The following is a 14,811-nucleotide window of genomic DNA, read 5'->3' as shown; positions in this document are numbered from 1 at the left end:
AGAAGAATGAAGTGAGTCACTGAACCTAGATGCATTTTCCTGCATCGTAAACCCATTGCTTGTGTAGAAATAAAACGTATGACATTGAATAAACAGCAACTTACATTGAACTGTGATATGGGCGAGAGCTTTGGCTCTTGGAGTATGGGCGCAGATGAAGACGTGATGCCCCATGTTGATATGGCGAACATCGCGTGTGGTTTTCATGCCTCCGACCCTAATGTCATGCACGACACCATCACCCTAGCGAATGACAACGATGTTGATATTGGCGCACACCCAGGTTACGCCGACCTACAAGGCTTTGGCAGACGAAGCATAAGCATGACGGGTGATGAAATTACGAACATGGTTATATATCAGGTTGGTGCTTTACAAGCATTATGCCGGGCGCAATACACAGACATCAGTTACATAAAGCCTCATGGTGCTCTATACAACGACATGATGAAAAGTGATGCGATATTTAGAGCGGTAGTAAAGGCGGCAGCACTGTTCAAAGTACCGTTAATGATCCTAGCTTCACAGGAAAACGAAAAATACTTAGAAATCGCAGACGATTATGATGTTCCCTTGCTATTTGAAGCATTTGCAGATCGTTTATACCAAGATGACGGCTTACTGACTCCTAGAACACAGCCCAATGCCGTGTTAAAAAGCGAGCACGCGATACTTGAGCAAGTCCGGACCTTAGCTGACTCTGGGCGTGTCAAAACCGCTTCAGGCGGTTACATATTATTGGAAGCCGATACAATTTGTGTTCATGGTGACAATGAAGAGTCGATCGCGCTGATCCAAAAGATCCGCCAAAGCCTATACGCTGGAGGAAATTAATGCATAAAGAGAAATTTAATATCTCTTTGATCTCCGAGTGCAGTATTTTCATTAAGTTTGATGAGAGTATTTCTGAAAATGCAGTCGGAGAGCTTGCTCGCAGCATAAGAGAAACTTTCGCTTCAATTGTTATGAACGTTGTCCCCTCCTATCAAACTATTCTCATTGATTACTTACCTTTTCGAATCAACGAAAAGAACTTAGTCAATGAGCTGCAACAAATCGTGAGCCAGTTTGATACTCAATCACTTAAGCTTTCCCAGCCGAATCACATTACTATCCCTGTATATTACTCTGAAGAAACCGCGTTAGATCTATCTCGTTTTAAAAAGCGAGGTCTGTCATTAGACGATCTTATTACCCTGCATACGAAAACCGAGTACGCGGTTTCTGCAATTGGCTTTGCTCCAGGCTTTGCATTTCTCTCTGACGTTGATACTCAATTGCACATGGCAAGGCTTGCCACACCAAGAACTCACGTGCCGGCCGGAAGTGTCGGAATCGCAGACTCTAAAACGGCCGTCTATCCATCAGATAGTCCTGGCGGATGGAACATTATTGGTAAAAGCCCGCTTGCGCTCTTCTCCGACTCTCCTCCTTTTATACCGTTTGAAGTGGGTGACAAGGTCACCTTTAATGCTATTTCAAAACAAGAGTTTATCGATTTAGGAGGCGTACTATGAGTTACGGTGGATTACTGGTGGAAAAGCCAGGACCGCTCTCTTTAGTTCAAGACTTTGGTCGTTTTGGCTTGGCGCATGTCGGTGTGACTCAAGGTGGCCCGGTCGACGACTATGCTTACAGTTGGGCCAACCATTTGCTTGGTAACGTAGTCAATTGCGTTGCGATTGAAATTACTTTGGGTAACGCTTGTTTTATTGCCTTGCATAACTGCCACCTTGCTATATGTGGCGGTGATTTAAATGCAAAAATAGATGGTGAACCTATTTCAAATTGGTCTGACTTTACGTTGAAAAAAGGACAGAAGCTTCAGTTCGGAGTCGCAAGGAATGGACTTCGCTCCTACCTAGCGGTTAAAGGTGGATTCAATGTTGCTCAGCACTTAGGAAGCGCATCGACCGTCTTGCGAGAATCTCTAGGTGGTTATGATTCAAATGGTGGCGCTTTGAAAGCTGGTGATATTCTTCCCTTTGTCCCTCATAACTTACCGAAACGTAAACCAAGGCAAATGACGTTTCGCTTTAAGCCAGATTACAACTTACCCATTAAGCTGAGAGTGATTGAAGGCTATCAGAACGAGGACTTTGATGAAGACGCTCGCCAAGCATTTTACAACAAAGCATTCATCATCTCCCCCAATTCGAATCGCATGGGCTACCGTCTTGAGGGCAATAACATTCGTCCACCTTACGAAGGCGTCCTATCAGAGGGAATTGCATTAGGTTCAATTCAAGTACCTAGCGATGGTAACCCTATTGTGCTGCTCAACGATCACCAGACTATTGGCGGGTATCCTAAATTTGGCTGCGTAGCTCGTATTGACTTACCTAGACTGGCACAGGCGAAACCCGGACAAAAAGTCAATTTTGTGAAAGGAGATAGACTAGGTTTGCAAGAAGTATGGTGCCAATGGGCTCAGTTTTTTGGGTATTAATACAACCACTGAGCCCAAACACAGCCGATTATGCAGGCATACCATAACGCACTGCTAAAGCTTGTGGATAGCCTCGCTCTTGAGTGAGTTTAATCGCGTACTGCTCGACCTCTTGTTCAGACCACTTCACAGCGACCGGATGCTGTGTTTCCACATTTTGGTTAGGATCGATGTCAAACCAGAATTGAAGCATTTTTTGCGCTGCGAGTAGTGTCGATGACGCTTTTACCACCTCTATTCTCGCGTAGTGGTTATCTTCAAAAGTCACATCTGCCGCTCTGAGTACTGGATCTGTTCCGGGAATTTGCTGAGCGCCAAATAATGCTTTTCCTCCTTTTACAGCAGAGTGATAGTCGGGAATAAACTGCGCCATGTGTTTGATGGCGTTGTTCGTTCGCTCTTCTAACACTTCTTCTCTCCAGCCGTAACGGATCTTCGAGAGTAAAGGCATAGGCAGTTCAGGTTGAGCAGATGAGTTCGTGCTCTCCACTAAACCATCTTCAAACAGCGTGATTCCTTTTGTCATACCATGAAGTTGAAAGTAACCATCGCCATAAGGCGTCAATTGAGCCATTCCTTTATCGGTTCCACGCGGGCCATGAAAAATAACTTCTGGCCATTGTTGTTGACAGTCTGCCCACCTCGTAACGTAAGCGGCTTTAAACTCCACCAACCTGTCTCGCTTGGCACCAACTGTGTTGTCAATTGAGCCTGTTTCAAAGCCACACGCGTTAACCAAGTAGTCGCATGTCATCAGGTAATCGATACCTTCACGTTCATAGCCAAGTTGCCAGTGTTCCCCCATCCAATCGGCTTGCTTAAACGTTGCTTGTGTGAAGACTGAAGCATTAGGAAGCGTATCTAGTGTTAAGTTGGCAATTGCGGCGAGGCGAAAAACACTCCAACCATATTCTTGAACTGCGACAACAGGATACTTTAGCGCTTCAAGATCAGCATGTTGAGCAAAAGGAATGCACCACTCATCGAAGTTTGTAGGATGACTTGGTTGAGTACGTTGCGCGAGAGCTTCTAGCTCCGCTTTTGAATACAGTTTGTAGTATTCGCTTGGCTCGCCGAGCACTTTATTACTCTCATCTTTATCAACGAGCGTCTGATAAGCACTTTTCACAACCTCTAATCGCGGAATTAGTGTGGATGGGTCTCCACCATCGGAATGAGGAACCGCGATGATTGTCGGACGAATATTCAGTGAAAGCGGATACAGGCGAACAGTATCAATAGATTGTGCTAACAAGTCTAAGCACTGTTGCTCGGAAATCTCTCGATATAAATTACCACCAGCATGCAAATGACAAATGGGTGGACCATTTACTAGTGATACGCCCTTCTCTATTACGGAAACTTTAAAACCCAGCTCCGCAAAATGAATTGCTGCTGTTGCACCTGCTACACCGCCACCAACAACAGCGATATGCTTATCTTTATAACTTGGAAACTCAGACTTCATTGCTTCACTAAAAATTTTATAAGGAAAATTCTTTACTAACGGTGAATTCTACTCGTGTTTGGACTTGATTAAAATCACAAAAAGTTCATGGGTTTGCGAAATATCCAACAGCGCCTGTAAAGTGCATTAAAGTGGAAAAAATTTGCGAAAAAGTACTTGACTACATGGTTAAGAAGACACTTTTTTGTGTCTATGTGAATAAGAATTTCACTGTAAGACCCATGGCGCAAAGCCTGCAGAAACACCCCACTTTTTACCCCATTTAGTTATCCCAAAAGTTATCCACTGTTTTTGTGGATAACTAAAATAAAAGTGTCATGGAGTGTTCCAAACTTGATAACACTCGCTGCGATTAAGTGTTTACTGGCGTTAACAATCTTTTCAACAAACTCATCACTACAAGTGCCAACGTAACAAATGTTGCAAGCGGTAAAGCTATCCACAATTCGGGGTGAATTTGTACATTGAGATCGAATCCATATGTCATGACTGCGGCCACACAAACTTCCGCAGCGAATACCGCAACACCACTAGCAATCAACGCCATAATTCCGTACTCGGCCCACAGGGTTGTGTTGATCCGTTTCTTACTTGAACCTAATGTACGATACAAACGAATCTCTTGTTGACGTTGGGACAAGCTTAACCTCAGTAGAGTAAAGATGAGCAGCAGACCAGCAACAACGCCTAAAAGAGCAAGGATGGTGATTGCTGATACGATTTGCTGAATCAAAGCCTGAATTTTCTCGCCCATAGTTCGGATATCTAAAACAGAGACCGTTGGGTGAGCACGTGACATTGACGTCAACAACGCTTCATTTCCTTCTTCAATCCTATAACTGATGAGGTAAGAACCAGGTAAATTAGCCATCACGTCAGATGAGAAAATAAAATAAAAGTTAGGCTTCATGTCACGCCATTCGACATAACGGATGGTATCTACTACTGCATCGTAATTCTGACTGTTTATTACAAAGCGCAGCGTATCACCGAGTTTGATGCCTAAGTCATTTGCTACATCCGCTTCTACAGATACACTCCCTTTGTTTGTCCATTCACCCGAAAGCACATCATTATATTCTGGTAGGCTGTCTCCCCATGTCAGGTTTAGCTCTCGACGTATCGCGTCAGAACCTTCTCCTTCGTACTCAACCTCTTTGACGTTTTGACCGTTGATCTCTGTTAGTCGTCCACGAATTATTGGATAAGCTTGGGACCGCGTAACTCCATTTTTATCTAGGGTTTCTAGGTAGTTATCGAGCTCATAATCACCAATGTTTAAAGCGAACACATTTGGCGCGTCTGCAGGTAAGGTTCTCTCCCAATCAGCGAGAATATCGCTGCGCACAAGCCAAATGATAGACAGCAACATCAAAGATAATGCCAAAGCACCAAACTGTAGACCGCTGGTTACTGGCGTCCGGTTGATACGACTCAACGCAAGCTTCATTGCAGAATGGGTTGACATACGTGCAAACAGCTTTGTGAGTGTGACGCTAACTGCTGCGAGTACCACAAACAGTACCGCTATACCAGTGAGCACGATCCAAACTAAGGTGTTATCAGCATACAGTAAAAGTAATGGAATAACGGGCACTAGAACAAGTAACATTCGCTTCCAAGAACGTTGCGCTTTACCCTGCTGTAGCACTTCTAACGCGGGAGTTTTAATCAAGCCTAAAAGTGGTATACCGAGAGCAGGCACCGTAATCAAGACTGCTGAGATAAATGCCACCAAAAATGGTGTGACGCCGTAACTAGGGAGTGGGTCGGGTAATAAGTCTTTGAGTGGAATACGTAATAAATATTCCAGCCCGCTCCCTAACAATATACCGACGACACTGGCACTAATGAGAAGGATTGTGACTTGAATAAATAACCACTTTTCAATCCATCGGCGGCTCGCACCAAGACTTTTCAACATCGCGATAGTTTGTGTCCGGCTGTTCACGTAATTTTGACAAGTAAGAACCAATGTTGTCGCTGCCATAATGATGACAATCGCTACGGTCAACGACAGATACTGCGTCGTGCGTTCAAAAACCTCATTACTACGACTGGCAGTATCTTGCGTGCGCCAGCGATCGCTCGGAGAAAGCTGCGTATCATCTTGTAAGCTCTTTAGTGTTTTATCATCGGCTTGTAAAAACAGACGGTATTGAACTCGGCTCCCAACTTGAATTGCTCCTGTTTTATCTACGTCACTTTGATGAATGTATGCAGAAGGCATTTGCTGAAATGGATTAAAGCTCAAGCCAGGTTCCATCAATACTGCGCCTGATACAGTAAACTCGGCATCGCCTATCGTGACGCTGTCACCTGAGTTTACGTTTAGTTGAGTCATAATCCGCTCATCAAGCCAGAGTTGGTTCTCTTTAACGCGACCGGCCGGATTATTTTCAAGAACGAGCTCTCCCATTAAAGGGTAATTATCATCCACCGCCCTTACAGAAATAAGCTGCATACCATTATCGCTAAATGCCATAGTGGCAAATCGCGTCATCATCGAACGTTCAAGGTTTTCAGTCGAGGTTAACAACGTGTCCGGAATGGGATTAGCAGACACAAACACCGCATCTGCCGTTAATGCATCCTTCCCCTGCTTGACGATCACCTGCTCCATTCGTTCTGCTAATGCAGAAAGCGCAAAGATACTCGCAATCACGAGAATAAGAGCAACGCTAATAGGCCAAAGATTCCCCTGCCTTATTTCGCCGAAACTCCAACGTATCAAACTTTTATTCGACGAGTGCTGTGTTGTACTGTTTTGCTCTGTGGATGTTGCTTCACTTGATGATACTGCAGACATTATATCTCCTCCTTAAGCTCACCCGCCTCCATACGATAGATACGGTCACATCGGCTTGCTAGATGACCATCGTGTGTTACTAAAATCAGAGTTGTCCCGTGCTGTTCATTAAGATCGAATAGCAGCTCAATCACTTTGTCTGCGGTTTGATGGTCAAGATTGCCGGTAGGCTCGTCTGCGAACAACAGCTCAGGCTGTGTCATAAATGCACGCGCTAGCGCAACTCGCTGTTGTTCACCACCAGATAACTGGCTTGGTAAATGGTCGACACGTTTTTCCAATCCAACAGCAGCTAATAATTCCGCTGCTCTTGCTTCATCTTCGGCTTCACCACGTAAAAGACAAGGAAGCGTGACATTACGTAATGCACTCAAACTCGGGATTAACAAGAAACTTTGGAAAACGAAACCTAAAGAGTCAGCCCGAATTTTCGCACGTGCTTCATCGTCCAGTTTTGATAATTCATGACCTAATAAAGTAATTTCGCCTGATGTCGGCGTATCAAGACCAGCTAGCAACGTCATCAATGTTGACTTACCTGCACCGGAAGTTCCGACGATGGCGATTTTTTCTCCTTTTCGGATGTCAACATTTACGTCTTTGAGGATTGTTAATTGTTCTTGATTAGTAGAGACTTGTTTAGAAACCAAATTGGCTTGAACAATAGGTGCATTAAGTACAGGTGTTTGCATGATTCGTATACTTTCCTTAGTTCTATTTTTTTGTTTTTCCGCTACTGCACATGCGAGCGAAAAGCTACTTGTCTTGGGTGATAGCTTGAGTGCAGGCTATCAGATGCCGATCGAAGAGAGTTGGCCTAGCTTACTCCCTGATGCGTTGTCAGAACATGGTCAAGATGTAACAGTTATTAATGCCAGCATTTCTGGCGATACAACCGGCAATGGCTTAGAACGGTTACCTCAGTTGCTAACTCAGCATAGCCCTGACATGGTACTTATTGAGTTAGGTGCCAACGATGGCCTAAGAGGTTTCCCTCCTAAACTTATTACGTCGAATCTTTCAAAAATGATTACCATGGTAAAAGATTCTGGTGCGGACGTTGTCATGATGCAAATTCGGGTTCCACCTAATTATGGTAAGCGCTATAGCGATATGTTTTACGATATCTACCCTAAGCTTGCACAGCATCAACAAGTTGCCTTGATGCCATTCTTCTTAGAGCATGTTGTCACCAAACCAGAATGGATGATGGATGATGGCCTTCACCCAAAACCAGATGCACAACCTTGGATCGCTGATTTCGTTGCTCAAGAATTAATTAAACATCTCTAATTTTAATGGTCTAGCTCAATAAGTTTTACGTAACTTTACGTTAATCTATTTTCAATTCCACTCATCGAGGATAGATAACAACATGCGAATAGAACCGTTAATTCAAGGTGTTGTTGCTCGCTCTGCGCACCCCAAAGGGTGTCATGCATCTATTAAAGAGCAAATTGAATACGTAAAACGCGCCCCACAGATCAAAAAAGGCCCAAAACGGGTTTTGATTATTGGTGCCTCCTCTGGTTTCGGCCTAGCGGCCCGAATAGCCCTAACGTTCGGTGGCGCTAACGCCGATACCATTGGCGTCTCATTTGAGCGTGGCCCTTCAGAGAAAGGGGTTGGGAGTGCGGGTTGGTATAACAACGTCTTTTTTAAGAAGGAAGCAAATCAAGCCGGGCGTACCGCAATAAATATTGTTGGCGATGCATTCTCTGGTTCGGTGCGCAATCAAGTGATTGAAGCCATTGAAACGTACTTTGAGGGTGAAGTTGACTTAGTCATCTATAGCTTGGCAACCGGTGTTCGACCTAAACCTGAATCTGATGAGTTTTGGCGCAGTGTCATTAAACCGATTGGTGAACCTGTCACTGGCGCTTCTATCATGCTGGAGAACGATAAGTGGATAGAAACCACCTTAACGCCTGCAACAGAAGAGGAAGCCAATGCCACCATTAAAGTAATGGGCGGCGAAGACTGGGAAAGCTGGATTGACACACTCATCAATAACGACTCTATTGCAAACGGCTGCAAAACCATCGCCTTTTCTTACATGGGCCCTGACATTACGCACCCAATTTATCTCGATGGTACGTTAGGTCGAGCGAAAATCGATTTACACCAAACCAGTCATTCATTAAACCTCAAACTCGCCAACTTTGACGGCGGTGCTTACGCAACCGTGTGTAAGGCGTTGGTGACGAAAGCCAGTGTATTCATCCCTGCGCTAAGTCCCTACCTGTTAGCGCTTTATAGAGTGATGAAGGAAAAAGGTACTCACGAACGCTGTATTGAACAAATGCAGCGACTGTTTACTACGAAGTTATACGATCAAGAGAAAGTGCCAGTTGACGGTGAACGCTTGATTCGAATAGATGACTTGGAACTTGAACCGCAAGTTCAACAAGAAGTCCACGCTCTTTTAGAACAGATGAATGCTGATAACTTTAGAGAGATTGGTGATTACCAAGGTTTTAAAGATGAGTTTATGAAGCTCAATGGCTTTAACTTTGAAGATGTCGACTATTCGCAAGACATTTCTATTGAATCGTTAATGTCGCTTAAGCCTTGATGCTTGTTACCTGTTTCAAGGATGAGATATGTGACAACTATTCCTAGTCCTGAACACTTTTCAGGACTTTTTTTTGTTTCGAGCCCTAGCCACCCTATACTTAATTAAAAAGCGAGAACAAAATAGAGCAGTCTGCGTTTTTAATTCACAGGAAGTGAAACCACGTAAAGGATGACCTATATGGGGAGATTGCAAACATTAGACTACGAAATCCCTGAGTCTATGCGAAGAAGTTGGCAAGAAATCGTCAACTTACTGGCTCAAATAACACACGTACCCACCACATTAATTATGCGTATCCATCCGGATCGCATAGAAGTAAATACATCTAGCGAAACTCTAGGTAATCCTTATCGTACTGGCGATGCAGAGCAGCTTGGTAACGGTTTGTATTGCGAGCAAGTTATAGAACAGAAAGGCGAGCTTGTAATCCCCAATGCGCTTGAAGATGAAGAATGGCAAAATAACCCAGACATCAAACTAGGCATGATTTCTTATTGCGGCTTACCGCTATTCTGGCCAAATGGGGAGTCATTTGGAACAATCTGTATGCTTGACTCTGAGAGAAACGAGTACAACGATAGTTACCGTCAGTTGCTTGAAACTTTCAAAGATTCAATCGAAGCACAGCTTTCAGTTGTGTACCAACAACATAAACTTCAGCGACTTAACACCGAGCTAAAGAGTCGAATTGAAAATCGTACCACGGATTTAGCCCAGTTAAGTTACTCCTTAACACAAGAAATTGATCGCCGTAAAGCCGCGGAAAAACAAGTGAGCTACCAAAAAACACATGATCAGGGAACTGGATTTCTAAATCGTTCTGCACTTGAGAACATTGTCCAATACACCTTACAGTCCCTTGATAGTGATCAGCAATCGCTTGTGGTCATCAACATTGGTTTTAGTAACGCTCGCAGTATTCAGACCAGGCACGGGTTCGAGGTCTTTGACAACATTTTAAAAGAATTTCACTCCAGATTAACCAGACACGGTGCTAGCGGATTTATCACTGGTAGACCAAGTTCGAATGACATGGTTTTATTGATTTGGGGAGAGGATATTGAAGCTCGGTTAAATCAACTATTAGATGATATCACTAAAATTAGCGTAGATGGATTTGTCTTCAACAAAACAGAAATACATTTGCACACGTATATCGGTATAGTTCAAGCTTACAAAGATTGCAGCAATGCTAAGCGTATCCTTCAACATGCATGTTACGCGATGCTTCTATGTAAAGAATCCGGCGAACCTTTTAGTTATTTTAGAGAAAATCATTCGGCGGATCTCAATAGTCACAATGAACTGGAAAGTTACCTTTTACAAGCAGTGCGTAACGACGATTTAGTGTTGTACTTTCAACCTCAAGTAGACTCCAAAACACGTAAATGGATTGGCGCAGAAGCCTTGCTTCGTTGGAGACATCCAATACTTGGCGACGTTTCCAACGAAGCATTGATACATATGGCCGAACAAAACGGGCTTATCTTTGAAGTTGGCTCTTTTGTTCTGCGTACCGCGATAGACAAAGCGAAACAATGGTCTGAGTTAATCGATAACTTCAAAATTGCCGTCAACGTTTCTCCCATTCAATTACAAAACGTAAATTTTGCAGAACAAGTGCAACACCTACTCGACACTTTCCATTTGCCAGCACACTTTCTCGAACTCGAAGTAACCGAGAGCGCTCTAATTGCTGATGAAATAGTAGCACGCACAACGTTAAATAAGTTGCATAAACTAGGTGTGACATTGTCACTTGATGATTTTGGTACAGGATATGCCTCGTTCAGCTATTTAAAGAAATATCCGTTTGATGCCATCAAAATTGATAAAAGCTTCGTCCAGCAAATGGAAAAGTCAGATGATGATCGCGAGATCATTTGTTCAATCATACACATTGCAAAAAAACTGGAACTCCAAGTAGTGATCGAGGGCATTGAATCCCACCAACAAGAGCAGTTTCTTATTGGTGAGGGTTGTGATATCGGACAAGGTTTTCTTTATGGTAAACCTATGCCTTGTAATGAATTTGAGCAAAGTTTGTTTAATCAGCGCCTTTCTGGCGGGCAATACGCCTACTCTTCCTAAGCATTCTCTTTACTATGAGGGCGGTGGTTTCTATAATCGCCGCCCGCTTCTATTAAAAGGCCAATATCTTCATGGATCAGTTGACTGCCACGCTTAAGAAAATTGAAAAGCAGAACTACCGAGCTTATCAGCAAATCAAAGGTCAATACGACTTCACTGATTTCACTTTGTTTATCGATCATGTACAGGGTGACCCTTATGCATCGGCGTCACGTTTTCGTGCGACTCGCGCATGGTCTTTGACTGGTCTTGAGTGGCTAAGAGACGAGTCTCCTGCATTTCAAAGAGGTGCACGTGATTTTATTGCGCGTAGTTTTGAACAGTTTGCTAAACAAGAAAACTCAGTATCAATTTCACTGACAGGCCAAACTGTACTGGATAGCACCGCGGTGTTGTTTACTGAAGAAGGTATTGAACTGCGTTTTCGAGTTAACTTACCGGCTGAAGGTCGTTCAGTATTGGGGAAAAAAGCCAACAACATACTGACTTTCCACCTGCCTAAGTTTATCCGTCGAGCAACTTTAGAGCGTGAACTCGACAAAGCCGCTTTAATTAAGCACTGCCAAGTTGTTGAAGACCAAGATGCCCTGCGAGAACAGTTAGAGGCCAATAACTTAGTCGCGTTTGTCGCAAACGGCAGTATTCTTCCTCGAATTGCAGGTAATTGCGACCTTCCAATGAAAGAAGCCGTTGAGTTTAAAGCCCCTGAATCTCTACAAGCCACTTTACATGCGCCAAACAAGGGCCATGTCACAGGATTAGGAATTCCAAAAGGTATCACACTGATCGTAGGTGGCGGCTTCCACGGTAAATCTACCTTATTAAATGCAATAGAGCGTTCAATTTACGATCATATTCCAGGAGATGGCCGCGAATACATTGTTGCCGATAACAAGGCTATGAAGATTCGTGCCGAAGATGGCCGATGCGTACACCACTTGAACCTGTCGAACTACATCAACCATTTACCGATGGGTAAAGATACGGCGGACTTTTCTACTCAAGACGCATCAGGCTCAACGTCGCAAGCCGCTTGGCTTCAAGAGTCTATTGAAGCGGGTGCAAGCACATTATTGATTGATGAAGATACTTCTGCTACCAACTTCATGATTAGAGATGAGCGTATGCAGGCATTGGTGGCAAAAGGTGATGAGCCAATTACTCCTCTCGTCGACCGCATTGGTCAATTACGAGATGATCTTGATATCTCTACCATTATCGTTATGGGTGGGTCGGGCGACTACTTAGACGTTGCCGATACCGTCATTCAAATGCACGACTACCAAGCCGTTGATGTGACTGAAAAAGCGAAAGAAGTTATCGCTCAGCACCCTACTCAACGCCATAACGAGTCAGAAGAACGTTTACAGACCTTCCCACCTCGAGCACTGAACCGCGTTGCGTTGATGAATATTCTGACTGACGGCAAGTTCCGTGTGAATGCGAAAGGCAAAGAGTCACTTCGATTTGGTAAAGAGTTTACTGATCTTAGCGCTTTGGAACAGATAGAGTCAGCCGATGAAGTCAACACAATTGGCTGGTTATGGTTCCAAATTGCTCAACTTCCAGGTTGGTGTAATCATCCGGCGAAGGAGATTGAAGAAATGCTGTCTGGTGAGTGGCATGCCGCTCTTCCTAAACAAGGCGACTTAGCCAAACCACGCACACTAGACGTTATGGCTGCCCTCAACCGCATGCGAAAATCTCAGTTTAAGTCATCATGCTAGTTTTGATACGCTGACAGAGACAGTTCAATCAAAAGGCAGCTATAGTTAGCTGCCTTCCTTTATCTTTATTCTTAGCGAATCATTCGTTTCTCAGTACATTCCACGCTTCACAAAGAACTCTAAATCTTTCTGCATCGCCATTTTCTCGATCAGGATGCCAACGAAGCGCGAGTTTTCGCCATTGTTTTCTAATTTCCGCAGGCGTAGCGTCAGTGTTAAGTTCAAATAGTGACAGTGCCTTTGTCTTATCTACGCTGGCTACTGACGAACCACCGATGAACTTTTGATAAGTTGTCCAAAATTCATTCAACAGTCGACGCACTTCATCTTCGTCCGCTTCGTAATTGCGCCAATCTAAGTAATACTCACGCAAAGGATCATGAATATCGATCTTATGCCTCAAAGCTTCCATCGAAGACATGAGCTGAATATCCATGGCTTCGACTTGAAGCCAGCTATCCGGATACAGAGTGTCTTGCAGTTGATATAATGCATTCATGATCAGGAAGTTTCTTTTGAATAAATCCTTATCGGGAGAGTCGTCCAGCTTTGAAATATAACCTTGTTCACCCAACGAGCTTGCCAAGGTGTGCACTTTCCAATTAGAGGGCTGTTTTCTCAGAATTTCTAACATTGGCCAAAGCAGCGGATTTTCTATTGCATGAGGCTCAATACTATTGACAGTACGTTGTCCTTCCATTCATCCTCTCTGACACGAGTTTAGGGCCCCATTCACGGCACAAAAAACATAGTTTCCACTTTGTAGCATAAATGCAAAAAGGCCGATAGTCATTCACCATCGGCCTTTGTAAGGAGATCACGTAAAGGTTAAATAACCCCTAGCTCACGTAAACGTTCCATAAGGTAGCTATGTGCAGTGTAGCGCTCAGATAACACCACTTCCGGCTTTGGATGCAGGAACAACGGTAATGAGATACGTGACTTTTCTTGACGGCCACCCGTAGGGTTGATTACACGGTGAGTCGTTGAAGGGAAATAACCACCTGACGCTTCTTGAAGCATATCACCAATGTTGATGATTAAGTTCCCGAAGTCACATGGTACATCGATCCAATCACCCTCTTTACTCTTTACTTGCAGTCCAGGTTCATTAGCAGCAGGCAAAACCGTTAACAGGTTAATGTCTTCATGCGCAGCAGCACGAATAGCGCCTGGCTCTTCTTCGCCTGTCATCGGTGGGTAGTGAAGCACGCGTAGTAATGTTTTGTCACTGTTATTGATCATTTCTGACAACGCGATAGAGAACTTCTCTTGAACGTCCTTAGGTGCGTACGCTTCAACCCAACCTAATAGCTCTTGAGCAAATGCATTGGCACGCTCGTAGTACTCTAAGATTTCAGCTTTAAGCTGCTCTGGGATCTGCCCCCAAGGGTAAACATGAAAGTACTCTTTGATGTCTTTCACTTTGTGCCCTTTCGCCACTTCAGACACAGAAGGTGGGAAGTAGCCATCTTGGGTGTCTACGTTAAAGTGAAAATCATTCTTTTGATCTGAACAGAAAAACTCATGCCAGTTTTTGTAAATTGACTCTACAAGCTCTTGTGGAATCGGGTGGTTTTTCAACACACCAAACCCCGTTTCTCGTAGAGAGGTAACGAACTGTTGAGCAGCATCGTCAGCAAGATAATCGACAGTTTCCAGTTTCATGGCTTTACTTCTTTTTTATTA

Annotated in this window: 12 protein-coding genes; 7 read left to right on the top strand and 5 right to left on the bottom strand. The window is 43.9% G+C overall.

All coding sequences use genetic code 11. The features are described from left to right. Positions 1-78: 78 nt before the first annotated feature. From R7F07_RS06035 to R7F07_RS06025, 3 genes are read left to right on the top strand one after another with little or no spacing between them, the layout of a single operon-like run. On the top strand, positions 79-834 hold the full coding sequence (locus R7F07_RS06035; protein WP_005386314.1) for a 5-oxoprolinase subunit PxpA: 756 nt from the start codon (positions 79-81) through the stop codon (positions 832-834). Then, on the top strand, positions 834-1,517 hold the full coding sequence (locus tag R7F07_RS06030) for a 5-oxoprolinase subunit B family protein (RefSeq protein WP_064354778.1): 684 nt from the start codon (positions 834-836) through the stop codon (positions 1,515-1,517). The genes R7F07_RS06035 and R7F07_RS06030 overlap by 1 nt, the downstream gene beginning before the upstream one ends. Next, positions 1,514-2,449, top strand: coding sequence for a biotin-dependent carboxyltransferase family protein (locus R7F07_RS06025; protein WP_005376316.1), 936 nt, complete (start codon positions 1,514-1,516; stop codon positions 2,447-2,449). The genes R7F07_RS06030 and R7F07_RS06025 overlap by 4 nt, the downstream gene beginning before the upstream one ends. Positions 2,450-2,477: 28 nt before the next feature. Here R7F07_RS06025 and R7F07_RS06020 read toward each other — a convergent pair whose 3' ends face one another. From R7F07_RS06020 to R7F07_RS06010, 3 genes are all read right to left on the bottom strand, one after another. Then, positions 2,478-3,917, bottom strand: a complete 1,440-nt coding sequence (locus R7F07_RS06020) for an FAD-dependent oxidoreductase (protein WP_033907074.1) — start codon at positions 3,915-3,917, stop codon at positions 2,478-2,480. A gap of 352 nt (positions 3,918-4,269) precedes the next feature. Further along, entirely contained in the window at positions 4,270-6,726 is a 2,457-nt protein-coding gene (locus R7F07_RS06015; protein ID WP_171342936.1) for an ABC transporter permease, read from the bottom strand. Further along, complete coding sequence (locus R7F07_RS06010) at positions 6,726-7,418, bottom strand: ABC transporter ATP-binding protein (protein ID WP_005376323.1); 693 nt, start codon at positions 7,416-7,418, stop codon at positions 6,726-6,728. The genes R7F07_RS06015 and R7F07_RS06010 overlap by 1 nt, the downstream gene beginning before the upstream one ends. On the opposite strand from R7F07_RS06010, the gene tesA reads away from it, so the two are divergent. From tesA to R7F07_RS05990, 4 genes are all read left to right on the top strand, one after another. Next, on the top strand, positions 7,417-8,019 hold the full coding sequence (gene tesA, locus R7F07_RS06005) for a multifunctional acyl-CoA thioesterase I/protease I/lysophospholipase L1 (protein WP_171342935.1): 603 nt from the start codon (positions 7,417-7,419) through the stop codon (positions 8,017-8,019). The two genes, R7F07_RS06010 and tesA, sit on opposite strands and share 2 nt — an antisense overlap. Positions 8,020-8,101: 82 nt before the next feature. Continuing rightward, entirely contained in the window at positions 8,102-9,301 is a 1,200-nt protein-coding gene (gene fabV, locus R7F07_RS06000) for an enoyl-ACP reductase FabV (protein ID WP_171342934.1), read from the top strand. Between the two features lie 180 nt (positions 9,302-9,481). Next, positions 9,482-11,395, top strand: a complete 1,914-nt coding sequence (locus R7F07_RS05995; protein ID WP_017821934.1) for a sensor domain-containing phosphodiesterase — start codon at positions 9,482-9,484, stop codon at positions 11,393-11,395. Between the two features lie 71 nt (positions 11,396-11,466). Then, positions 11,467-13,122 carry an ABC-ATPase domain-containing protein gene (locus R7F07_RS05990; RefSeq protein WP_025767781.1) on the top strand — a complete coding sequence of 552 codons (1,656 nt, stop codon included), beginning with the start codon at positions 11,467-11,469 and terminating at the stop codon, positions 13,120-13,122. Positions 13,123-13,201: 79 nt separating this feature from the next. Here R7F07_RS05990 and R7F07_RS05985 read toward each other — a convergent pair whose 3' ends face one another. Together R7F07_RS05985 and R7F07_RS05980 are read right to left on the bottom strand one after the other, a co-directional pair. Continuing rightward, complete coding sequence (locus R7F07_RS05985) at positions 13,202-13,822, bottom strand: DNA-J related domain-containing protein (RefSeq protein ID WP_005376328.1); 621 nt, start codon at positions 13,820-13,822, stop codon at positions 13,202-13,204. Between the two features lie 128 nt (positions 13,823-13,950). Beyond that, positions 13,951-14,790 (bottom strand): isopenicillin N synthase family dioxygenase, encoded by an 840-nt coding sequence (locus tag R7F07_RS05980; protein ID WP_005376329.1) that lies wholly within the window; start codon positions 14,788-14,790, stop codon positions 13,951-13,953. Positions 14,791-14,811: the final 21 nt, after the last annotated feature.

The organism is Vibrio sp. YT-16 (assembly GCF_033337405.1).
GTDB classification, from domain to species: domain Bacteria; phylum Pseudomonadota; class Gammaproteobacteria; order Enterobacterales; family Vibrionaceae; genus Vibrio; species Vibrio alginolyticus.
This window is presented reverse-complemented; position numbering and strand designations above follow the sequence as displayed.